The sequence below is a fragment of the Herbiconiux solani NBRC 106740 genome (assembly GCF_001571005.1).
Taxonomy (GTDB): Bacteria; Actinomycetota; Actinomycetes; order Actinomycetales; family Microbacteriaceae; genus Herbiconiux; species Herbiconiux solani.
The window spans coordinates 389,157-410,685 of the sequence record NZ_BCST01000002.1; the positions used below are offsets into that span (position 1 = coordinate 389,157).

A 21,529-nucleotide genomic window follows, 5' to 3' on the forward strand; every position below is an offset into this window, starting at 1 on the left:
AGCCCGGATCCGCGGCCCGATTCGCGGCCCGACCCGCAGCCGGATCTGCGGCCGGACGAATGAGAGAAACGATGAGACGGAAAGCACTCGCGGCCGCCGCCCTCGGCATCAGCACCGCCCTGGCCCTGGCCGGATGCACGGGCGGGACGTCAGGTGGCGGGCCGGGCGACGGCGGGACCGCCGAGGTGCGCGTCTGGCTGAACGGCACCGACACCCCTGACAGTGCGCGCGATTACCTCAAGACCACGTTCGAGAAGGAGCACCCGGGCTCCACCCTCACGATCGAGGAGCAGGCCTGGACCGGCCTCGTCGACAAGCTCACCACCAACCTCTCGGGGTCCGACAGCCCCGACGTGGTCGAGATCGGCAACACCCAGGCGGCGGCGTTCACCTCGGCCGGCGCCTTCCTCGACCTCACCGACCTGAAGGAGCAGCTGGGCGGAGACGATCTCCTGCCCGGCTTCGTGGAGGCGGGCTCCTACGACGGAAAGTTCTTCGCAGCTCCCTACTACTCCGGCGCCAGCCTGGTCTTCTACCGGAAGGACCTGCTCGCGGCGGCAGGTCTCACGGTGCCGACGACGTTCGACCAATACGTGTCGAACGGCATCGCCCTCGCCAAGGCCAACCCCGGCGTCTCGGGCATCTCCTTCCCGGGTCAGGACTGGTACAACCTCCTGCCCTACATCTGGGAGAACGGCGGCGAGGTCGCGACCGAGGACGGCGACACCTGGACCTCGAGCTTCTCGAGCCCCGAGTCGGTCGCGGGCCTCGAGCAGGCGCAGAAGGTGATGGACCAGGCCTCCGTCGCTCCGAAGGACGGCAACCAGGCCGACCCGCAGGTGCCGTTCTGCGCGGGGACCATCGCGACGCTCGTCGCACCGAGCTGGGTGAGCAAGGCCATCCTCGCTCCGGCCGACGCGACGGAGCCCGGCTGCCCCGACCAGGCGGCGAACCTCGGCGTCTACGCCCTGCCCGGGAAGGACGGCGGGGCGGCGCACGTGTTCGCCGGGGGCTCCAACATCGCGGTCTCGGCGAGGTCCGAGCATCCCGATCTGGCCACCGACGCCCTGGAGATCATGCTCAGCGACGACTACCAGACGATCCTCGGTCAGCACGGCTTCGTGCCGGCGAAGATCTCGCTGGCGTCCACCCTGGGCTCCGACGAGGTCGCGACGGCGATCGGCGAGGCGGCGGCGAACGTGAAGCTCACCCCGACCTCGCCGAGGTGGGCCGACGTCGAGGCCTCCGGGGTTCTTCAGGACTTCTCGCTCAGCATCGCGCAGGGCGGTGATGTCGAGGACCTCGCGAAGGCGCTCGACGAGAAGATCGACGGCATCCTCAACTCCTGACGACGGCGGCAGACGCCTGGATGCATCCAGTCGATTATGTAGAACATACATAAATTACGGCACGCGACCGGTCTGATCGTGAGGTCTCCACAGTCTTCGCCGGCCGGCTTGCACCCCCTCGCCCGAGGTCTACATTTACGTATGCATCACATACACATGTACGCAATGACCATGAGACCAGGACGTGGAAATGTACGACGAAACTCTATTGGCGATCGTCTATCGCGGACGACCGGGGACGACCCGGGAGCTCGCGACGCTCGCCCACCTCAGCCCCGAGGAGGCGGAGGCGGCCGTGACCGGACTCCGGGCTCAGGGACTGATCGACGGAAGCGGCGACGAGCTGCGATACCTCGACCCCGCCGCGTGGGCGGCCGCCACGGTCGCCGCCAGGTCGGCCGAGCTCCGGACAACCTCCCAGGAGGCCCTCGGCGCGCTCGAGCAGGTCATGTCCGACCTCCCCACACTGCTCCAGCACTGGTCGGTCGGCGAGGCGTCGGAGAACCCGGTGCCCGTGGTCACCCGCCACGGCAAGCATGCCTCGGAGGACCTCTGGTACGAGACCGCCCGCCACGACGGCGGCACGCTCTGCGCCGTGCTGCCTCAGCTCGACCGCTTTCTCGACCCCTCCCTCGAGTGGACGGCACGCTTCATCCGCGCCCTGGCGCGGAAGGACGCCGTGCGCGTGATCGTGCCGACCGCGATGGTCGACACGGAGACCGCGATCCTGCGGCTGATGCAGTACCGGGCGGCCGGCGTCCGGTTCCGGCTGCTGGATGCGCCTCCGAGCTGGTTCTGGGTCGACGGCGATCAGCTCGCCCTTCCCTTCGAGTGGGGCGAGCACCGGCCGACGAGCGCACTCGGGATGCGCAACCCCGCACTCGCGGGAATGGCCCAGGCCTACTTCGATCAGCTCTGGCAGCGCACCGAACCCCTGACCCAGGCCTGCGAACCGTGGACGCCGCTGCTGAAGCTGATGCGACGGGGGATCACCCTCGAGACCGCCTCCCGCCGGCTGGGCATCAACCCGCGCACCGGCCGCCGCCGCGTCGCGAAGGCGATGGAGCACTACGGCGTCGCCACGCTCTTCGCCCTCGGGGTCGCCTGGGCGGCGAGCGACAGCGGCCGGCCTCAGTTCACGCAGGGGATGCCGCCCGACTGGAGCGGGGTGCTCGAGTCGGTATAGCTGGTCGGGGGCGGCGTGCCGGGCGCATCCGTCGACGACGGATCGCCCGGGGCGCCGGTCGCGGGTGACGACGGGTCGGTCGAGTCGGACGAGTCGGCCGGGTCGGTCGGGCCCGGCGTCTCCGTCGGGCTCGGCTGCGGCGACAACAGCGACTGCACGATCGCGTGGATCTGATCGGCGTCGACGATGTTGACGTCCTTGCCGTCGATGGTGTCGTAGCGATCGATCGGCAGGGTCTGGAAGGTGATGGCGCCCCCGGCCATCCGCTGCGCCTGGCTCGCGAAGCTGAGCAGGTCGAAGCCGCTGTCGACGGCCACGTACTGCTTGGCCGTGTCGATCAGGCTGCGCATCGTGCCGAAGTCGGTGAAGGTGTCGGCCTGCTTCAGCTTGAAGGCCAGCGAGACGATGAAGGCCTGCTGCCGCCGGGTGCGATCGAGGTCGGTGAGTTCGAGATCCGAGGGTCCGGTGTCGCGGCGCTGGCGCACGAAGCTCATCGCCTGCGAGGCGTCGAGCTCCTGCACCCCGGCGGGGAAGTCGGCGCCGGAGAAGGAGTCCTGGGTCGCCTGGTTGAGGCAGACGGTCACCGGCTGCACGGCCTTGGCGACCTCGTAGAAGGCGCCCATGGTGATCTCGATGAAGTGATCGATGCGCACACCGCCGAGGAAGTCGGAGACCGTCTGGATCTCGGCCTGCCGGCCCGCATCCCGAGCCTGCTGGTAGGCATCCGCCTCGGGCACCCCGTCGGCGGTGAGCGCGGTCAGCTTCTCGTCGAGCGCCAGCCCGTAGGCCTCCTTGATCTTCGACTTCGACACCCCGTCGGGCTCACCGGCGAGGGGGGCGTAGTCGTCGCGCGGGATCGAGATGCCGACGGCCTGCCCACCGCCCGCCGGGATGTGGATCAGCATGAGCACGTTCGCGTTGTACCCGCCGTCGGACTGGTCGCCGGCGTTGATGGCGTTGTAGATCTCGTCGGGAAGGGGCTGACCCTGCTGGTCGACCCGGCTGTCGAGCCCCATCACCAGGATGTTCGACTCACCCGTGTTCTGAGGCACCCCGGGGTCTGACGTCCCGGTCGGCAACGCGATGTCGGATCGCTGGAGGCCGTTCGAGAGGTCGAGGTAGTTGTAGACGACGAAGCCGCCGGCGCCGAGCAGGACGACGACGAGTCCCAGGCCCAGCCCGACGAACAGACGTCGTCGCCGGAAGCGGCGCTTCCTCTCGTGCCGGGGTTCGCGCTCGTGGATGGACATACGGCTCCTTTCGCCGTCGTCCACTCTGAAGGCGGAGGGGCGGCCGAAGCTGAGCGACGCCGGTGCGTAGCCCGTCCGTTGCCTGCGGGAACCCCCGCACGCCGCGTGATTCCGCGGATCCGTCGGTCGTGTCCTCTTGCGGACTTGGCCGCTAGAGGATCGTGCCGGAGCCGGCGAGCGAGTGAACGGATGCGCGGGGAAGCCGAGAGGCCCGGAAGCCGGGAGGCCGGAGAGCCGGGAGGGCCCGGAGGGTCAGCCGAGCTTGACGGCCGTGCCGTAGGCCACGACCTCCTGGGCGTTCGGCCCCACCTCGCTCGCATCGAAGCGCATCGCGACGACGGCGTCGGCGCCGAGCGCCTGGGCGGCCTCGGTGAGTCGCTGCTTGGCCTCCTCGCGGCTCTGCGAGAGCTGCTTGGTGAGGCCGGCGAGCTCGCCTCCGACCAGCGACTTGAGACCGGCACCGAACTGCGCGCCGGCGTTGCGGGAGCGCACCGTCAGGCCCGTCACCTCGCCCAGCACCTCGGTGATCTGACGGCCGGGGACATCGTTCATCGTGGAGATCAGCATGGCGAAATCATGCCAGACCGCCTGGCAGGTTGCTGAGACCGACGTGCGCGGCATCGGATGCCCGCTAGATTTATGTATGTCAGACATACACACCGTGTGTCGAGCAGACAGAACTCGAAAAGGAAGTGCATCACTCATGATTCGGAATCTCGTCACCAAGACCGTCATCGCCGGAGCTGTGGCGACCTGCGTCGCCGTCGTCGGCATCTCCGCCGCCGCCGCGCAGGCAGGGGAACCGACCTCGGCCGGCACCACCGGCCCGGTCCAGACCTCGCTGATCACCACGCCCGCCCCCACCCCGGCGCCGACCCCGGCACCCGCGCCCGCACCCGCCCCGGCCCCGGCCACCGGCGGCGCGACCTCGTCCTCCGGCCTGCAGGTCGAGGTGTACAAGACCGAGCAGGGCATGTCCCACCACCAGCTCGACTACAAGATCACCAACACCTCGAACGACACGGTGACCATCGAGGGCGCACCGGACACCGCGACGCTGTTCCCGGGACGCGACTTCCGCATCCAGAACGGCGACACCACGTTCTCGAAGAACTCGCCCGCCGCCCCCATCACCCTGAAGCCCGGTGAGAGCGCCTACGGCGAGATCGCCTGGGCCGAGGGCGACTCCACCGGGGGCACGCCCGGCGACCTCGTCGCCTCCTGGAGCGCGATCCCCGGTCAGGACCTCGACCTGGGCGGAGTAGCCAACTTCCCCGAGGGCGGCACCTACACCGCCACGAACGTGCACGCCCAGCCGCTGCAGTAACGGGCGGCCCGACCGGGTAGCCCAACAAGCAGCCCGCCCGACCACTCCACCCGATGGCCCGGGGCCGTATCCCTTTTGATACGACCCCGGGCCATCGCCTTTCTCGGCGCCTCCGAACAAGGGGTATGTATTGTGGCGGAATGGGAACCGTGCTCGTGACGGGCGGTGCCGGCTTCATCGGGAGCACGGTCGTCGAACGAGCCCTCGAACGCGGGATGACGGTGCGGGTGATCGACTCGTTCCGGAGCGACGTGCACCCCGAGAGCGAGCTGCCGGATGACGGCGGCCGGCAGGCTGCGGAAGCCGCCGGAGACGCGCGGGTCGAGGTGATCCGGGGCGACATCCGCGACCTCGAGACCGTGCGCGACGCCCTGCAGGGCGTCGACGTGGTGTGCCACCAGGCCGGCAAGGTCGGGCTCGGGGTCGACTTCTCGGATGCGCCCGACTACGTCTCGTCGAACGACTACGGCACCGCGGTGCTGCTGCGGGCCATGGGCGACGAGGGCGTGAAGCGCCTGGTCTACGCCTCCTCGATGGTGGTCTACGGCGAAGGCCGCTACCGCGACGCCGCCGGCCACGACGTGCGGCCGGCCCCGCGACGGGTCGACGACCTCGAGAGCGGGCGGTTCGAGCCGATCGACCCCGCCACGGGCCTGCCGCTCGAGCCGGCGCTCATCGCCGAGGACTCCGCGCTCGACCCCCGCAACGTCTACGCCACCTCGAAGCTCGCCATGGAATACCTCGCGGCATCCTGGGCCCGCTCCACCGGCGGCAGCGCCGTGGGCCTCCGCTATCACAACGTCTACGGCCCCGGCATGCCGCAGAACACGCCCTACGCCGGCGTGGCCTCGCTGTTCCGCTCGGCGCTCGAGCGCGGCGAGGCACCGCGCGTCTTCGAAGACGGCGGCCAGCGCCGCGACTTCGTGCACGTGCGCGACGTGGCCGCCGCCAACCTCGCCGCGATCGAGTGGACCGAGGATGCCCCGGCCGGCCGCACGCGCGTCTTCAACGTCGGGTCGGGCGTCGTGCACACGATCGGCGACATGGCCGAGGCGCTCAGTCGCGCGTTCGGCGGGCCGGCACCGATCGTGACGGGCGAATACCGCCTCGGCGACGTGCGGCACATCACCGCCTCCTCCGCACGCATCCGGGATGAACTGGGCTGGCAGGCCGAGGTCGACTTCGAGGCCGGGATGCGCGAGTTCGCATCGGCGCCCCTCCGCGCGGCGGCGGGCACAGCAGGCGCTACGGCAGCAGGCATCCGATGACCCCGGCCCGCGCCGAGAACCCGGCACCCACCAGCACCCCGGCCCGCGTCGACGTGATCCTCCCCTGCCTCGACGAGGAGGGCGCCCTCCCCTGGGTGCTCGGCCGTCTGCCCGAGGGCTACCGCGCGATCGTCGTCGACAACGGTTCGACCGACGACTCCGCCGCCGTGGCCGCTTCCCTCGGCGCCACCGTCGTCACCGAACCCCGCCGCGGCTTCGGCTCGGCCGCCCACGCCGGGCTCCTGGCCGCGACCGCCCCGATCGTGGCGTTCTGCGACGCCGATGCCTCGATGGATCCGGCCGACCTCGTCGCCCTGGTCGCGCTCGTCGAGTCCGGGAAGGCCGGCCTCGCGCTCGGCCGCCGCAGGCCGACGAACCGCGGGGCCTGGCCCTGGCACGCCCGGCTGGCCAACCGGGCGCTGGCCCTGCTCATCCGGCTGCGGTCCGGCATCCGCCTGCACGACCTCGGGCCGCTCCGCGCGGCCCGCCGGGACGACCTGCTCGCCCTCGACCTCCGCGACCGCCGCAGCGGCTACCCGCTGGAGATGGCGCTCGGGATCTCGAAGGCCGGGCTCACCATCGTCGAGCGCGACATCCCGTACAGCCCCCGCGTCGGGCGCTCGAAGGTCACCGGCACGATCCGCGGCACGATCTCGGCCGTCACCGACATGTCCCGGCTACTGCGCGCCCACAAAGCGGATGCGAGCCGCCGCAACCGCCGCTCACGCGACACCCGGGTGGTGCCTTCCTGAGCGCGGGCTGGGTGAAGCATCCGATCGGCACACCGCGACGAACCACTTGTGCACCGCCGGACCACCGGCACCGAGGCCCACAGCAGGGGCTGCAGCAATCAGCGAACAAGGGACATCACATGCTCACGGTCGTCGTCATCGCCAAGGAATGCATCCCGGGCCGCGTGAAGACGCGGCTGCACCCGCCGCTGAGCTACGAGGAGGCGGCCCAGGTCGCCTCCGCCAGCCTCGCCGACACGCTCCAGGTCGTGCGCGACCTGCCCGTGAGCCGCCGCGTGCTGGCCTTCGACGGGCAGAACGTGCCGGCCGAGGCCGAGGGCTTCACCGTGCTGCCGCAGATCGGCGGCACCCTCGATCAGCGTCTCGGTGCGATCTTCGACTCGGTCTCCGGCCCGACCCTCCTGATCGGGATGGACACCCCGCAGGTCTCCCGCCGCGTGCTCGAGGCCGCCCTCACCGGCTGGACGCCGGACATCGACGCGTTCCTCGGCTTCGCCTCCGACGGCGGCTTCTGGGCGCTCGGCATGCGCGACCCGAACGGCGAGCACATCCGCGGCGTGCCGATGTCGCAGGACGACACCGGCCGCGTGCAGCTCGGCCGCCTCCGCGGCGCCGGGATGACCGTGCACCTGCTGCCGGAGATCAACGACATCGACACCATCGACGACGCGATCGAGGTCGCCGAACTCGTACCCCACGGCCGCTTCGGCCGCACCTTCGCCCCGCTCGCCGCGCGGCTCGAACTCGAACGCGCTCGGTCTTAGGCCGGGGCGGGGGGCCACCATGCAACGACTCCTGTCCGACCTCCGGCGAGTCGTCGGCGCGCCCGCCCGCAACCCGCGGAGCGCGGTCGTGCTCGGCCGCCTGCTCGGGATCGCGTTCCTCGTCTGCTTCGGAACGGGCCTCTACAGCCACTTCCTGCAGGAGCCGCTGCCGTGGATGCGCTTCCCCACTCAACCGACCCAGCTCTACCAGTTCACCCAGGGCCTGCACATCACCGCCGGGATCGCCTGCTTCCCGCTGATCCTCGGCAAGCTGTACGCGGTCTTCCCCGAGCTGTTCCAGACCCCGCCCCTCAAGGGCGTCGTGCACCTGCTCGAGCGGGCGTCGATCGCGATCTTCGTGGGCGCCTCGCTCGTGCAGATCACGATCGGCCTGCTCAACACCTACCAGTGGTACCCGTGGCCCTTCGGGTTCCGCGAGGTGCACTTCGCGCTCTCGTTCGTGATCATCGGGTCGCTCGCCATCCACATCGGGGTGAAGCTGCCGATCATCTCGCGGTACTGGACGAAGAACCGGGCCAGGATGGCGGAACGCGCCGACGCGGCCGACGTGACGGCCGCGGACGCCGACGCCCCGGCATCCGCCACCGACGCAGCCGATGCCCCGGCGTTCGACGCGAAGGCCGGCGTCGCGGCGTCCCGCGCATCCGCCTCCGGCCCCGCCGCACACCGCCCCGCCCGCGGGCTCACCGGCCGCCTCTTGCGCTGGATCGACGGCACCCCCGCCGTCGCCGAGCCGGGCGTCGACCGCCGCGGCTTCTTCGCCCTGATCGGCGTCGCGACCGCGGCCGTCGTCGGCCTGACGGCCGGCCAGTCGTTCGCCTTCCTCTCCCCCGTCAACGCCTTCGCCCCTCGGGCGAAGGACATCGGGCCGCAAGGGGTGCCGATCAACCGCACCGCCGCCGCCGCGCAGATCACGGCCGAGGACGTCGGCCCCTCCTGGGTGCTCTCGGTCACGAACGGCGACCGGATGCTCGGGCTCACCCGCGACCAGCTCCTCGCGATGCCGCAGAGCGAGGTCGACCTTCCCATCTCGTGCGTGGAGGGCTGGAGCCAGCTCGCGCACTGGAAGGGCGTGCGCATCCGTGATCTCGCCGCCGCGGTCGGCGCCGCGACCGGGGCCGCTCTCACCGTCACGAGCCTGGAGAAGGAGGGCGGTTACCGGATCATGCAGATGGGGCCGGAGTACGTCTCGGACCCGACCACCCTCGTCGCCCTCGAACTGAACGGCGAGACCCTCGACATCGATCACGGCTACCCGGCCCGGATCATCGCCCCCGGCCGCCCCGGCGTGCTGCAGACGAAGTGGCTGACCAGCCTGGAGGTGTCGTGATGCGCGCCACCCGCGGAATCCTGATCGCCGTCGGCGTGCTCGGCCTCGTGCTCGGCGCCGTGGTGCTCCTGCTCAAGCAGGATCCGATGCAGATCGTGGGCGTCGGCCTCTGGGTGCTGGCGGCGATCGTGCTGCACGACGGCATCCTGTCGCCCCTGGTGGTGCTCGTCGCGTTGCTCGTGCGCCGGGCGGGCCGGCGCATCCCGTTCGCCGTGCTCGTGATCGTGCAGGTCGGGGTCGGTCTCGGCGCGATCCTCAGCCTGCTGGTGGTGCCCGAGATCTACGCCAAGACCCTCGGGGTCGCGAACCCGACCGTGCTGCCGTTCGACTACGGCCTGCGCCTCGCACTGAGCTGGCTCGTGATCGCCGCACTGACCGCGCTCGCTTGCGTCGCGTACCTCGCCCGCATCCGCCGGTCGCGCGCCGGGGCGGCACTGCCCGCCCGTCCGGCGTCGCCCACGTCGGGCTCGTGACGGGCGCGCCTGCCCCCTCACCCGAGACGCGCGCGAGACGATCGAGCGTGCGCATCCTCCTCACCGCCCTGGCCCTCGCGGCCCTGACGGTGGCGACGGGACTCGGCGTGGTCTCGGTCGGGTTCTACGACACCCGTGACACCGGCGGCGCCCTCTGGTGGGCGATCGGGGGCTGGGTGCTCTTCGCCGTCGCCGTCTGGCTGCTGCGCGGGGTCGGGCGGCGGGCGGCCGTGGTGCTGATCGTCGTGGGAGCCGTGGCGCTCGGCGGCGCCGCGATGATCGGCCCGCCGACGACGAGCACCGACTCGGCCCGCTACGCCTGGGACGGCATCGTGCAGGTCGACGGCCACTCGCCCTACGACCACGTTCCGCGCGATCAGACCTACGAGCAGCTGCGACCGGCCTGGCTGTTCCCGGATGCGGTGGCCGACGACGGCGGGCACCCCCGGTGCCCCTACGACGGCGAGCGCATCTCGCGCACCCTGAACGTGCCCGACTTCACCGTGCTCTGCACCACTATCAACCGGCCCACCGTGCCGACGATCTACCCGCCCACCGCCGAGCTCTACTTCGCCGGTGTGCGGGCGCTCGTGCCGCCCGAGGCCGAGTACTGGCCGTTCCAGGCGGCGGGCGCGCTCGCGTCGCTGGCCGTCACCCTCACGCTCCTGGTGGCGCTCCGCCGCCGCGGCCTCGACCCTCGCTGGGCCGCCCTCTGGGCCTGGTGCCCGTTCGTGCTCTCCGAGGCGGTCACCAACTCCCACGTCGACGTGCTCGGTGCCCTCCTCGTGCTCGCGGCGACGCTGCTGGTCGCCGGCGGTCGGCGGCTCCTCGGCGGGGTGGCGCTGGGCGCGGCGATCGGGGTCAAGCTGATCCCCGTGATCGCGGCACCCGCGCTCCTCAAACGGCAGCCCTGGAAGGTCGTGCTCGGAGCCGTCGTCACCTTCGCGCTCCTCTACGTGCCCTACGTGCTGCAGAGCGGGCTCGACGTGATCGGCTACCTGCCCGGCTACCTCTCGGAGGAGGGCTATGACGACGGCACGCGCTTCGCGCTGCTCTCCCTGGTCGCGCCCGGCCCCGCATCCGTCGTGCTCGCCGCCCTGGTGCTCGGGGTGCTGGCGCTCCTGGTCTACCGGCGCACCGACCCGGCCTCGCCGTGGCTCGGGCAGCTCGTGATGATCGGCGGGGTGCTCCTCGTCGTGACGCCGCACTACTCCTGGTACGCCCTGCTGCTGGTGCCCTTCGTGGCCATGACCGGGCGGTGGGAGTGGCTGACGATCCCGCTGGCACTCAGCGCAGGGCTCCTCATCCCCGAGCTGTGGGTCGCGCGGCTGACGCTCGCCGCGGCCCTCGCCGTCGTGCTCGTGATCAGCGCACTTCGGCGCAGGGACGCCCGAGGAGGCCCCTGGCGGCTCGCCTCCGCGCCCCTGGACGCCGCCGCGAGCCCTCACTGAACCTGAGTGTCGCCTGAGTGAAACGGCCGGTTCCGATCCGCCTGGCCGAGGGTGCCGAACTAAATGTGCCTGGCAATCACATCACCGACATTCGAGAACATTAAGGATTCGAACCATGCGTAGCATCACGAAAGCAACTATCGGAATCGTCACCGCCGGCCTCCTCGCCTTCGGACTCGGCGCCTGCTCGTCGAACACCAGCAGCAGCGACACCTCCGCCGGATCGACCTCGTCGGCCGCGGCCACCCCGAAGCCCATCGCCTCCATCCCGTCGCTCTCCGGCGTCGACACGCAGGTCGCGGTCGACAAGGGCTTCCTCGACGCACTCACCTCGCTCGGCCTCACCCCCGGCGTGGTCGGCACCGCGACGCTGACCGACGGCGTCCTGGCCTTCCCGATCACCGGCGGCAACGTCGACTACTACGACCCCAACGAGTCGTACCGCCCCTACGTGCAGGGCTCCATCGAGCACGAGGGTTCCGGCCTGTCGCTCAGCGCCGGCGGCACCACCGTCGAGCTGACCAACTTCACGATCGACCCGGGCACCTCGGAGCTCTACGGTGACGTCGCGGCCAACGGTTCGCCCGTCGTCTCCCAGGCGCTGCTGTTCGATCTGGACGGCTCCACGCTGAAGCCGCTGCAAACCGCCGGTGACACCGCCATCCTCGAGGGCACCACCGTGCACGTCTCGGCCGACGCCGCCGACCTGCTGAACAAGACCTTCGGCACCACCGCGGTCAAGGAAGGCCTCCTCGTCGGAGTCGCCAAGATCACGGTCAACACCAAGTAGTACCCGCAGTACCGGGGCCGCGCGAGCGGCCCCCCACTGATTCCCACGGTCCAGACCCCGCTGGGAGAGAGGGCCCGTCGCACATCGCGGCGGGCCCTTATTCGTGCGCCCGGCGCAGCGGGCTCAGAGCCGCAGCGGGCCGGCGCCGCCGATGGCCTAGAGCCGCAGCAGGCTCAGAGCCGCAGCGCCTCGGCGAGCGCGATCAGCACGCGGGACGACCGCTCGGCGGTCGAGGAGGTGTTGTCGACGTGGTCGACGGGCGCGGTCGCGCTGGCGAGATCCGAGATCCCGCGCACCGAGGCGAACGGCACCCCGTTCGAGTAGCAGACCTGCGCGATCGCCGACGACTCCATGTCGACCGCGGCGACGCCGGGGAACTCGGTGCGGGCGATGTCGGCCCGGTCGGCCGTGACGAAGGAGTAGCTCGAGGCGATCAGCCCCGGCCGCACGTGCCAGCCGTCGCCCTCCGGCGGGGAGGCGAGTTCGACGGCGGCGAGCATCCGCGGGTCGGCCCGGTAGCTCTCGGGCATCCCGGGCACCTGGCCGAGGCGGTAGCCGAACACGCGGGCGTCGGCGTCGATGTTGATGTACTCGCTGCCGACCACCACGTCGCCGACCTCGACTCCGGCGCCGAGGCCTCCGGCGGTGCCGGCCGAGAACACGACGGGCACGGCTTCAGGATGCGCGGCGCGCGCCCACAGGATCGCCGCGGTCGTCGCCGAGGCCGCGTTCACGAACCCGATGCCCGTCTGCACGAGCCGGATCGGGAGCCCGTCGATCTCGATCGAGCGCACCAGGGAGGCTCCCGCGGCCTCGGGCTCGCCCGTGCGCTCGGCACGGCGGAGGAAGGGCACGGCCTCGTCCTCCATCGCGACCAGCACGATCACGGTGCGGGTGGGTTCGGCCGGGTTCGGGGTCGGGTTCGTCTCGCTCATCCCGCCCATCCTCCCACCCCGGCGGCGGGCGCGAGTTGCCGCGGGGGGCGGGTATCGCCGAGACTGGAGGCACCGGATCGCGATCGAGTCTTCCGCGGCGGCTGAGGAGCTCACACCAATGACTGAACCGACCGAGGCCCGCGTCGGCCTCTACATCGACTTCGACAACATCGTCATCTCGCGCTACCAGCAGCTGCACGGGCGCAACGCCTTCCAGCGCGACGGCATCCGCGACTTCGACCGTTCGAGCCCGGATGCGGATCCCGAGATCGCCGCGCGCCTCGCCGCCGCGACGGTCGACTTCAACGCCATCATCGACTTCGCCGCCTCCTTCGGCACGATGGTCGTGAACCGCGCCTACGCCGACTGGTCGGTGCCGGTGAACGCCAGCTACCAGCGCCAGCTGATGTCGCGCGCGGTCGACCTGACCCAGCTGTTCACGACCACCACGCGGGGCACCAAGAACGGCGCCGACATCCGGCTCGCGGTCGACGTGGTGGAAGACCTGTTCCGCCTGCCCGACCTCACGCACGTGATCATCGTCGCCGGCGACTCGGACTACATCGCCCTCGCCCAGAAGTCGAAGCGGCTCGGCCGGTTCGTCGTGGGCATCGGGGTCGCCGGCTCGACCAGCACCTCCCTCGCGGCCGCCTGCGACGAGTTCGAGGACTACGACTCGCTGCCGGGCATCGAGAAGATCCAGCTTCCGACGGCCGCGACCTCGTCGGCGACGGCCACGGCCGAGAAGCGCGCCTCGGGGCGCCGGGCCGCGAAGGCCGCGGCGGATGCCTCGGGCTCGGCCGGCGCCGCGGGTTCGGCGGGCGGGGCAGGCGGCTCGGCCGGCGCGACCGGATCCAGTGCAGCCGGTACGGGCGGTTCCGGCGGCGGTCGCGCCAAGGCGGGCACCGCCGATGCGGCGACCGACGACGGCGAGGGCACCGCGAAGAAGTCGCCGACCCGCGCGCGTCGCGTCTCGACCACCCCGATGTTCTCGCACACCGACGACACCGTCTTCGACGAGCCGGAGCCCGAGGATATCGACCCGCAGACGGTCGCCACCGAGCTGCTGGTGCGCGCGCTGCAGATCGGGCACGCCAAGGGCGACGCCGACGAGTGGCTGAACACGGGCACGGTGAAGAACCAGATGCGCCGGATGGACCCGTCGTTCAACGAGAAGCCGCTCGGCTACCGCTCGTTCACCGACTTCCTCTCGTCACGCAACGAACTGGCCGAGCTCGAGGAGGAGGGCCCCCAGCGCCTCATCCGACTCCGTCCGGGGGCGGCGCTCCCCCGCCGCTGAGCCGGGCGCCACTCACCGAGGCACCGGAGGTTAGGTGAGGCTAGGCTAATCAGATGCGCCGCTCCACCGCCCTCCGCTCCCGGCGCGCGCTCATCCTCGTCTCCCTCCTGATCGCCCTGGGGGTCATCGCCCTCGCGAGCCTCATGCTCGGCAGCAACCTGATCAGCCCCGGCGCGGTGCTCACCGGGCTCTTCGACCCGGCGCGCGACGAGGGCGCGGTGGTCTGGGGCTCCCGCGTGCCGCGCACAGCCCTGGGGCTCCTGGTGGGCTGCTGCCTCGGCATCGCGGGCGCCGTGATGCAGGGGCAGACCCGCAACCCGCTCGCAGACCCCGGCATCTTCGGCGTCTCGGCCGGCGCCACGCTCGCGGTCGTGATCGGCGTGTACGTGCTCGGCACGAGCTCGATCCTGATGACCCTGTGGCTTGCCCTGGCCGGTGCGATGGTCGCGAGCATCCTGGTCTTCACGGTCGCCGCGCTCGGGCGCGGGCTCTCGAGCCCGGTGCCGCTCGCGATCGCGGGCACCGCCGTGTCGGCGCTCCTGGTCGCCCTGACCTCCTACCTCGTGCTGGCCGACGAGACGACCCTCGCCGCGTACCGCATCTGGGTGGTCGGCTCGCTCTCCGGCCGCACGCTGACCGGCATCGAGGGAGCCCTCGTCTTCGCCGGCGCGGGCCTCGTCTTCGCCTTCGCCAACGTGCGCTCGCTCGACAACCTCGCGCTCGGCACCGAGCTCTCGAAGGGGCTGGGCGAGAACCTGCTGCGCGCCCGCGTCGTGGGGCTCGCCGCCATCACGCTGCTCACGGCCGCCGCCGTGGCGCTCACCGGCCCGATCGCGTTCGTCGGGCTGACGGCGCCGCACATCGCCCGCAGCCTGGTCGGCGGCCGGCATGCCTGGCTCCTGCCCGCCTCGGGCCTCATCGGCGCGGGCGTGCTGCTCACCTGCGACATCATCGGCCGGCTGATCGGCGGCACCGCCGAGGTACCGGTCGGTGTCGTGCTCACCGTCGTCGGCGGCGTCGCGTTCATCGCGATCGTGCGGCGCGGCAGGATGGCGACGCTGTGAGCCGCCGAGTCGTGCTCAGCACCTTCGCCTGTCTGGTGGCCGCGCTGGTGCTCGCCGTGCTCGGCATCCTGGCCGGCTCGTCGTCGCTCACCGTGCCCGACGTGCTGCGCACCCTGGTCGGTGCGGGCACCCCGGGCCAGGAGCTGATCGTGCTCGAGCTGCGCCTGCCGCGCGTGGTAGGCGGTCTCGTCGTCGGCGCTGCGCTCGGCCTCGCCGGCGCACTGACCCAGACCTTCGCGCGCAACCCGCTGGCGACCCCCGACATCCTCGGCGTCACCTCGGGCGCGGCCCTCGGAGCGGTCTCGGCGATCGTGCTGGCGGGCGGCAGCTACTCGGTCGGCGCGGGGCTCCTGACCCTCGGTCTTCCGGCCGTCGCCACGATCGGCGCGCTCGTGACCGCGGGGCTCGTCTACGGGCTGGCCTGGCGCGGGGGCGTCGACAGCTACCGCCTCATCCTGATCGGGATCGGCGCCACCGCGGCGCTCGGCGGCATCACGAGCTACCTGATCGCCCGCGCGCAGATCACCGAGGCGGCGGCCGCCGCGCAGTGGCTGGTCGGCAGCCTCTCCGGCATCTCGTGGGCGAGCGTCTGGCCCGTGATCGTCGTGCTCGTCGTCATCACCCCGATCGCCTTGCTGCAGTCGCGGGCGCTCGAGATCAGCCAGCTCGGCGACGACATCTCGACCGGTCTCGGCGTGAACGTGCAGCGCCACCGGCTGATCGTGATCGTCTGCGCGGTGCTGCTCACGGCCGCGGCCGTCTCGGCGAGCGGGCCGATCGAGTTCGTGGCGTTCGTGGCGCCGCAGATCGTGCGCCGCCTGGCCCGCACCGGGCGGCCGCCGCTGCTCGCCTCGGCGTTCATGGGCGCGGTGATCGTGGTCGGCGGGGACGCGCTCGTGCGTGGGGTGCTTCCCGGCGAGGTGCCGGTCGGCATCATCACCGCGATCATCGGCGCGCCCTACCTGATCTGGCTGCTCACCCGACGACGAGAACGGGAGTACTCCTCATGACCGCACCCACGGCATCCAGCCCCTCCGGTTCGACCGGAGCCGGCGCGAGCGTGACCCCGACCGTGACCGGGCCGTCGGCGCCCGCCCTGAGCGCGCGCGGGGTCACCCTCGCCTACGAGAAGACCGTGGTCTTCGAGGGTCTTGACCTCGAGATCGACGAGGGCCGCATCACGACCCTGATCGGCGCGAACGGCAGCGGAAAGTCGACCCTGCTCAAAGCGTTCGGCCGGCTGCTCGCGCCCGACGCCGGCAGCGTCGAGCTGCGCGGCCGCCCGGTGAAGTCGATGGCCACGCGCGAGGTCGCCCGGCAGCTCGCCATCCTGCCGCAGAAGCCACTGACCCCCTCGGCGACGACGGTGCGGGATCTCGTCTCGCGCGGCCGTCACCCCCACCAGAGCCTCCTGCGGCCCTGGACCCCGGCCGACGCCGCGGTGATCGACGAGGCCCTGGCGGCGACGGGGCTCAGCGAGCTCGGTGACCGCGAGGCCGGCTCGCTCTCGGGCGGGCAGCTGCAGCGGGCCTGGATCGCGCTCGTGATGGCGCAGCAGGCCCCGATCATCCTGCTCGACGAACCGACCACCTTCCTCGACCTGAGCCACCAGCTCGACGTGCTCGGCCTCGTGCGCTCGATCAACCGCCAGCGCGGCGCGACCGTCGTGATGGTGCTGCACGACCTCACGCTCGCGGGCCGGTACTCCGATCGGCTGGTCGTCGTGGGCGGTGGGCGCGTGATCGCCGACGGCACGCCGTGGGAGGTGTTGACCCCCGCAGTGCTGCGCGAGGCCTTCGACCTCGAGGCGCTCGTCATCCCCGACCCGAGCAGCGGCACGCCGTTGATCGTGCCGGTGGATCCGGATGCGATGGGCCGGGCCGCGGAGGCCGAGTGACAGGCGGTGCGACAGGCCCGATCGCGTCCTCGACTCGCGCGTCGAGTTAGGTTCGGCTAACCTAACTCTCGTGAAAGCTTCGACCGCCCTCCGCCGTTCCGCCCTCCTCCTCGTCCCCGCCCTGGCCCTCGCCGGCCTGGCCGGCTGCTCGTCCGACTCGGGCACCGCCTCGTCCGACTCCGCCGCCGACGCCGCGTGGAGCTACACCGACGACACCGGCACGACCGTGACGCTCGACCACCGCCCCGAGCGCATCGCGAGCTTCTCGGACTACGCGATCGGCCTGCTCAGCAACGGCATCGACCCCGTCGCGATCTTCGGCCGGGTGGATGTCGCATCCGACCCCCGCTTCGACGGCTACGACATCAGCAAGGCCGCCATCGTCGGCAACAGCTACGGCGAGATCGACCTCGAGACGCTGGCCGATGCCGCGCCCGACCTGATCGTCACCGGCATCTACCCCACCGACCGCGACGGCACCCTCGACCTCGCGGGCCCGTACTACGCCTTCGCCGACGTCGAGCAGCAGGCCCAGCTCGCGAAGATCGCCCCGATCGTCGCGATCGAGGTCGGCGGCAAGGGCCAGGACGTCATCGACAGCTCGAACCGCCTCGCCGAGGCGCTGGGCGCGAGCCAGGAGACGATCGACGCGGCGAAGCAGAAGTTCGACACCGCCGCCGCCGACCTCACCGCCGCCGCCAAGGAGAACGAGATCGAGGTCACGCAGATGTACGCCGACGCCGACGGCATCTACGTGGTGAAGCCGATGGACGAGCCCGAGACCGAGCTGTACTCGAGCCTGGGCGTGAAGTTCACGAACGCCAACCCGGACGGCTTCTACTACTGGGACATCTACAGCTGGGAGAACGCCGCCCAGATGATGACGGGCGACGTGCTGCTCGTGAATGTCGAGGGCTACCAGGAGGCCGACCTCCGCGCCCAGCCCACCTTCGCCTCCGACCCGGCGCTCGCTGCCGGCCAGATCCACTCCTGGAACGGCGCCGCCCTCGACTACACGTCGCAGGCCGCCCACATGGAGCAGCTGGCCGACATCATCCGCTCGTCGAAGAAGCTGTCCTAGCCGCCGCTCAGGCGACGAACCGGTAGCCCATCCCGGCCTCGGTCACGAGGTGCTGCGGCCGGGAGGGCACCGGTTCGAGCTTCTTGCGGAGCTGCCCGATGTACAGGCGCAGGTAGCCGGTCTCCTTGACCCGGTGCGTGCCCCAGACCTCGGTCAGCAGCTCCTGGTGGGTGACCAGCCGGCCGGGGTTCCGCACGAGCAGCTCGAGGATCTTCCACTCCGTGGGCGTCAGCCGCACCGGCGTGCGGTCGTCGTCGTGGATCACCTGGTGCGCGGCCAGGTCGACCGTCACCCCGCCGAACGAGACCACGGGATCCCCTGAACCCGCTGCCGCGGCACCGGGGGCCCGACGGGTGAGAGCCCGGATGCGCGCGAGCAGCTCGTCCATCGCAAACGGCTTCGTGACGTAGTCGTCGGCACCCGCGTCCAGCGCATCCACCTTGTCGGAGGAGCCCGTGCGGCCCGAGACGACGAGGATCGGCACGGCCGACCAGCCCCGGATCGCCTCGATCACCTCGATGCCGTCGAGCTGGGGCATGCCGAGGTCGAGCATGACGAGATCCGGATGCGACTCCGCGGCCGCGCGGATCGCCTCGGCCCCGTCGGCGGCGGTGCGGATGTCGTAGCCGTGCGAGCCCAGCGTGATCCGCAGCGCGCGGAGGATCTGCGGGTCGTCGTCGGCGATCAGGATCCTCATGCGTCCGGCTCCGTCTCTCCTGGGTTGATCTCGCCTGGGTTCATCTGGCCTGGATTCATCTGGCCCGGATCGATCTGGCTCGCCGGCAGGGTGACGACCATCGTCAGCCCGCCGCCCGGGGTGTCCTCGGCCTCGATCGTGCCGCCCATCCCCTCGACGAAGCCCTTCGAGAGCGCGAGGCCGAGCCCCAGGCCCGTGAGGTTGTCGGTGTCGCCGAGCCGCTGGAACGGCACGAACACCTCGTCGCGGCGATCGGCCGGGATGCCCGGCCCGCGGTCGACGACCCGGAGCTGCACCGTGCCGCCGAACGCACTGGCCGCCACGACCACAGGATCGCCCGCCGGGGCGTGCCGCAGCGCGTTTCCGAGGAGGTTGACGAGAACCCGGACGAGCAGCACGGGATCGGCCCGGAAGGCCGGAAGCGCAGCCGGCACGTCGAGCTCGACCTGCTCGGGGCCGGCGCCGAGCTCGTCGAGCACCTCGGGCAGGAGGTCGTCGATGTCGACGTCGGCGAGCGAGACGCCAAGCACTCCGGCCTGGAGCCGGCTCACGTCGAGCAGGTCGGTGAGCAGGCGGGCGAGCCCGGCGAGGCTCTCCTCGGCGGTGGTCAGGAGCTCCTCGCGATCGGCGTCGGAGAGCGCGCCCGCGCTGAGCCCGGTCACGGCGGCGGTCGCAGCGGCGAGCGGCCGGCGCAGGTCGTGACCGACCGCGGCGAGCAGCGCCGTGCGCACCCGATCGGCGGCGGCCAGCGGAGCCATCTCGCGGGCGGTCTCCTCGAGTTCGGCGTGTTCGAGCGAGGCGGCGAGCTGGGTCGCGATCACGCCGAGCAGCCGCCGGTCGGCGGCGCCGAGCGGGCGACCGTGCAGCTCGAGCCGCGTGCGGTCGTCGATCGTCAGCACGACGGGTGAGCCGGTCCCGCCCACCACAGCACCGTCCGCCACAGCACGGCCCGCCACAGCACCGCCCGCCACAGCACCGTCCTCCGCGAGCACCCGCTCGCCGCGGACGAGCCGCACGCCGGCCAGCCCGAACGCCTCCCGGGTCTGCGCGACGAGCGCCTGCAGGGCATCCTCCCCCCGCAGCACACTGCCCGCGACCGCGGCGACGAGCTCCGACTCGGCGGCCGACCGCATCGCCGAGCGGCTCCGCCGGGCCGCCTGGTCGACGACGACCGAGACGAGCACGGCGATCACCACGTAGAGCGCGAGCGCCACCAGGTGCAGCGGCTCGTCGACCGTCACGGTGTACAGCGGCTCGACGAAGAAGAAGTCGAGCGTGAACGCGCTCAGCACGGCCGCGAACAGCGCCGGCCAGAGGCCTCCGATCAGCGCGGCGACCACCGTGATCAGCTGGTAGGCCAGAACGTCCGAGGTCATCGAGTCGTCCGAACGGAAGCTCGTCAGCAGCCAGGTCAGCGCCGGCCCCGCGACCACCGCGAAGACGAAGCCGAGGATGCGGCGGCGGAGGGTCAGCGCGCCGCGCACGCCGGGCAGCCGCATCCGGAGCCGGCCGCCCGCCGCGGCGTGACTGACGATGTGCACGTCGATGTCGCCGGACTCGCGGATGACCGTGGCCCCGATCCCGGGACCGGTGACGAGGGCGGCCAGCCGGCCGCGGCGGCTCACCCCGATCACGAGCTGGGTCGCATCCGAGGCCCGGGCGAACTCCACCAGCGCGGTCGGGATGTCGTCGCCGACCACCTGGTGGAAGCTGCCGCCGAGGCTCTCGACCAGCGCCCGCTGCGTCTCGAGCGCGCCCGGCTCGCCCTGGCGCAGGCCGTCCTGGGCCATCACGTGCACGGCGAGCAACCGGCCGCCGGCCGACCGGGAGGCGATGCGCGCGCCCCGGCGGAGCAGCGTCTCGCCCTCACGGCCGCCGGTCAGCGCGACGACGACGCGCTCCCGCGCCTCCCACTTCTCGCCGATGCCGTGCTCGGCCCGGTAGGCCTGCAGCGAGGAGTCCACCTCGTCGGCCAGCCACAGCAGGGCCAGTTCACGCAGCGCGGTCAGGTTGCCGAGGCGGAAGTAGTTCGACAGCGCCGCATCCACCCGCGCCGCCGGATAGACCACGCCCTCGGCCAGCCGGTCGCGGAGCGCCTGCGGGGCCAGGTCGACGACCTCGATCTGATCGGCCGACCGCAGCACCGCATCCGGGATCGTCTCCTGCTGCGGCACGCCGGTGATCTGCTGCACGACGTCGTTGAGTGAGTCGATGTGCTGGATGTTGACGGTCGAGATCACGTCGATGCCGGCATCCAGCAGCGACGCCACGTCTTCCCAGCGCTTCCGGTGGGGAAGGCCGGGCGCGTTCGAGTGCGCGAGTTCGTCGATCAGGGCGACCTCAGGGGCCCTGGCGAGCAGCGCATCCAGATCGAGGTCTTCGAGCGCCACCCCCCGGTGCTCGACGAGCCTCCGCGGCACGGTCTCGAAGCCGACCGCCATCGAGGCGGTGCCGGCCCGGCCGTGGGTCTCGACGATGCCGACCACCACGTCGCGGCCCGCCGCGCGCAGCCGACGGCCCTCCTCGAGCATCGCGTAGGTCTTGCCGACGCCGGGAGCCGCCCCGAGCAGCACCCGCAGCCGGCCGCGTCGCAC

20 protein-coding genes are annotated in these 21,529 nt (G+C 71.7%); 15 read left to right on the forward strand and 5 right to left on the reverse strand.

All coding sequences use genetic code 11. From position 1 onward, the window contains the following. Positions 1-71: 71 nt before the first annotated feature. Both HSO01S_RS05020 and HSO01S_RS05025 read left to right on the forward strand, forming a co-directional pair. Entirely contained in the window at positions 72-1,349 is a 1,278-nt protein-coding gene (locus HSO01S_RS05020; RefSeq protein WP_066039462.1) for an extracellular solute-binding protein, read from the forward strand. Positions 1,350-1,539: 190 nt separating this feature from the next. Next, positions 1,540-2,535, forward strand: a complete 996-nt coding sequence (locus HSO01S_RS05025) for a hypothetical protein (protein ID WP_157078917.1) — start codon at positions 1,540-1,542, stop codon at positions 2,533-2,535. Here the strand turns inward: HSO01S_RS05025 and HSO01S_RS05030 are convergent. Both HSO01S_RS05030 and HSO01S_RS05035 read right to left on the reverse strand, forming a co-directional pair. Next, positions 2,481-3,785, reverse strand: a complete 1,305-nt coding sequence (locus tag HSO01S_RS05030) for an LCP family protein (protein WP_066039464.1) — start codon at positions 3,783-3,785, stop codon at positions 2,481-2,483. The two genes, HSO01S_RS05025 and HSO01S_RS05030, sit on opposite strands and share 55 nt — an antisense overlap. A gap of 252 nt (positions 3,786-4,037) precedes the next feature. Then, positions 4,038-4,352, reverse strand: a complete 315-nt coding sequence (locus HSO01S_RS05035; RefSeq protein WP_066039465.1) for a YbjQ family protein — start codon at positions 4,350-4,352, stop codon at positions 4,038-4,040. A 136-nt stretch (positions 4,353-4,488) separates the two neighbouring features. On the opposite strand from HSO01S_RS05035, the gene HSO01S_RS19200 reads away from it, so the two are divergent. The 8 genes from HSO01S_RS19200 to HSO01S_RS05075 all read left to right on the forward strand — a co-directional run bounded on the left by HSO01S_RS19200 (position 4,489) and on the right by HSO01S_RS05075 (position 11,961). After that, the gene (locus tag HSO01S_RS19200) at positions 4,489-5,112 is read left to right on the forward strand and encodes a DUF4232 domain-containing protein (RefSeq protein ID WP_066039466.1); all 624 of its coding nucleotides are present in this window, start codon (positions 4,489-4,491) and stop codon (positions 5,110-5,112) included. Positions 5,113-5,252: 140 nt separating this feature from the next. Next, positions 5,253-6,380 (forward strand): NAD-dependent epimerase/dehydratase family protein, encoded by a 1,128-nt coding sequence (locus HSO01S_RS05045; RefSeq protein ID WP_066039467.1) that lies wholly within the window; start codon positions 5,253-5,255, stop codon positions 6,378-6,380. Beyond that, complete coding sequence (locus HSO01S_RS05050) at positions 6,377-7,132, forward strand: glycosyltransferase family 2 protein (protein WP_066039468.1); 756 nt, start codon at positions 6,377-6,379, stop codon at positions 7,130-7,132. Before HSO01S_RS05045 ends, HSO01S_RS05050 begins: the two co-directional genes overlap by 4 nt. Positions 7,133-7,251: 119 nt before the next feature. Next, complete coding sequence (locus HSO01S_RS05055) at positions 7,252-7,896, forward strand: TIGR04282 family arsenosugar biosynthesis glycosyltransferase (RefSeq protein ID WP_066039469.1); 645 nt, start codon at positions 7,252-7,254, stop codon at positions 7,894-7,896. A 19-nt stretch (positions 7,897-7,915) separates the two neighbouring features. Beyond that, on the forward strand, positions 7,916-9,247 hold the full coding sequence (locus HSO01S_RS05060; protein WP_066039470.1) for a molybdopterin-dependent oxidoreductase: 1,332 nt from the start codon (positions 7,916-7,918) through the stop codon (positions 9,245-9,247). Then, positions 9,247-9,720, forward strand: coding sequence for a hypothetical protein (locus HSO01S_RS05065; protein WP_066039471.1), 474 nt, complete (start codon positions 9,247-9,249; stop codon positions 9,718-9,720). The genes HSO01S_RS05060 and HSO01S_RS05065 overlap by 1 nt, the downstream gene beginning before the upstream one ends. A gap of 47 nt (positions 9,721-9,767) precedes the next feature. Then, a complete protein-coding gene (locus tag HSO01S_RS05070; protein WP_066039472.1) occupies positions 9,768-11,171 on the forward strand; it encodes a glycosyltransferase family 87 protein in 1,404 nt (467 codons plus the stop codon). 115 nt (positions 11,172-11,286) lie between these two features. Next, a complete protein-coding gene (locus HSO01S_RS05075) occupies positions 11,287-11,961 on the forward strand; it encodes a hypothetical protein (RefSeq protein WP_066039473.1) in 675 nt (224 codons plus the stop codon). A 173-nt stretch (positions 11,962-12,134) separates the two neighbouring features. On the opposite strand, the gene mtnN is transcribed toward HSO01S_RS05075, so the two are convergent. Continuing rightward, the gene (gene mtnN / locus HSO01S_RS05080; RefSeq protein ID WP_066039474.1) at positions 12,135-12,896 is read right to left on the reverse strand and encodes a 5'-methylthioadenosine/S-adenosylhomocysteine nucleosidase; all 762 of its coding nucleotides are present in this window, start codon (positions 12,894-12,896) and stop codon (positions 12,135-12,137) included. A 118-nt stretch (positions 12,897-13,014) separates the two neighbouring features. Between mtnN and HSO01S_RS05085 the strand changes: the two genes are divergently transcribed. The 5 genes from HSO01S_RS05085 to HSO01S_RS05105 all read left to right on the forward strand — a co-directional run bounded on the left by HSO01S_RS05085 (position 13,015) and on the right by HSO01S_RS05105 (position 18,238). Next, positions 13,015-14,196, forward strand: a complete 1,182-nt coding sequence (locus HSO01S_RS05085; RefSeq protein ID WP_066039475.1) for an NYN domain-containing protein — start codon at positions 13,015-13,017, stop codon at positions 14,194-14,196. 53 nt (positions 14,197-14,249) lie between these two features. Further along, a complete protein-coding gene (locus HSO01S_RS05090; protein ID WP_066039476.1) occupies positions 14,250-15,260 on the forward strand; it encodes a FecCD family ABC transporter permease in 1,011 nt (336 codons plus the stop codon). After that, the gene (locus HSO01S_RS05095) at positions 15,257-16,270 is read left to right on the forward strand and encodes a FecCD family ABC transporter permease (protein WP_066039477.1); all 1,014 of its coding nucleotides are present in this window, start codon (positions 15,257-15,259) and stop codon (positions 16,268-16,270) included. Before HSO01S_RS05090 ends, HSO01S_RS05095 begins: the two co-directional genes overlap by 4 nt. Next, complete coding sequence (locus HSO01S_RS05100) at positions 16,267-17,157, forward strand: ABC transporter ATP-binding protein (RefSeq protein ID WP_066039478.1); 891 nt, start codon at positions 16,267-16,269, stop codon at positions 17,155-17,157. Before HSO01S_RS05095 ends, HSO01S_RS05100 begins: the two co-directional genes overlap by 4 nt. A 70-nt stretch (positions 17,158-17,227) precedes the next feature. After that, positions 17,228-18,238, forward strand: a complete 1,011-nt coding sequence (locus HSO01S_RS05105) for an ABC transporter substrate-binding protein (protein WP_066039479.1) — start codon at positions 17,228-17,230, stop codon at positions 18,236-18,238. Between the two features lie 7 nt (positions 18,239-18,245). Here the strand turns inward: HSO01S_RS05105 and HSO01S_RS05110 are convergent, their stop codons facing one another. Continuing rightward, the gene (locus HSO01S_RS05110; protein ID WP_066039480.1) at positions 18,246-18,935 is read right to left on the reverse strand and encodes a response regulator; all 690 of its coding nucleotides are present in this window, start codon (positions 18,933-18,935) and stop codon (positions 18,246-18,248) included. Continuing rightward, entirely contained in the window at positions 18,932-21,529 is a 2,598-nt protein-coding gene (locus tag HSO01S_RS05115) for a sensor histidine kinase (protein WP_084361321.1), read from the reverse strand. Before HSO01S_RS05115 ends, HSO01S_RS05110 begins: the two co-directional genes overlap by 4 nt.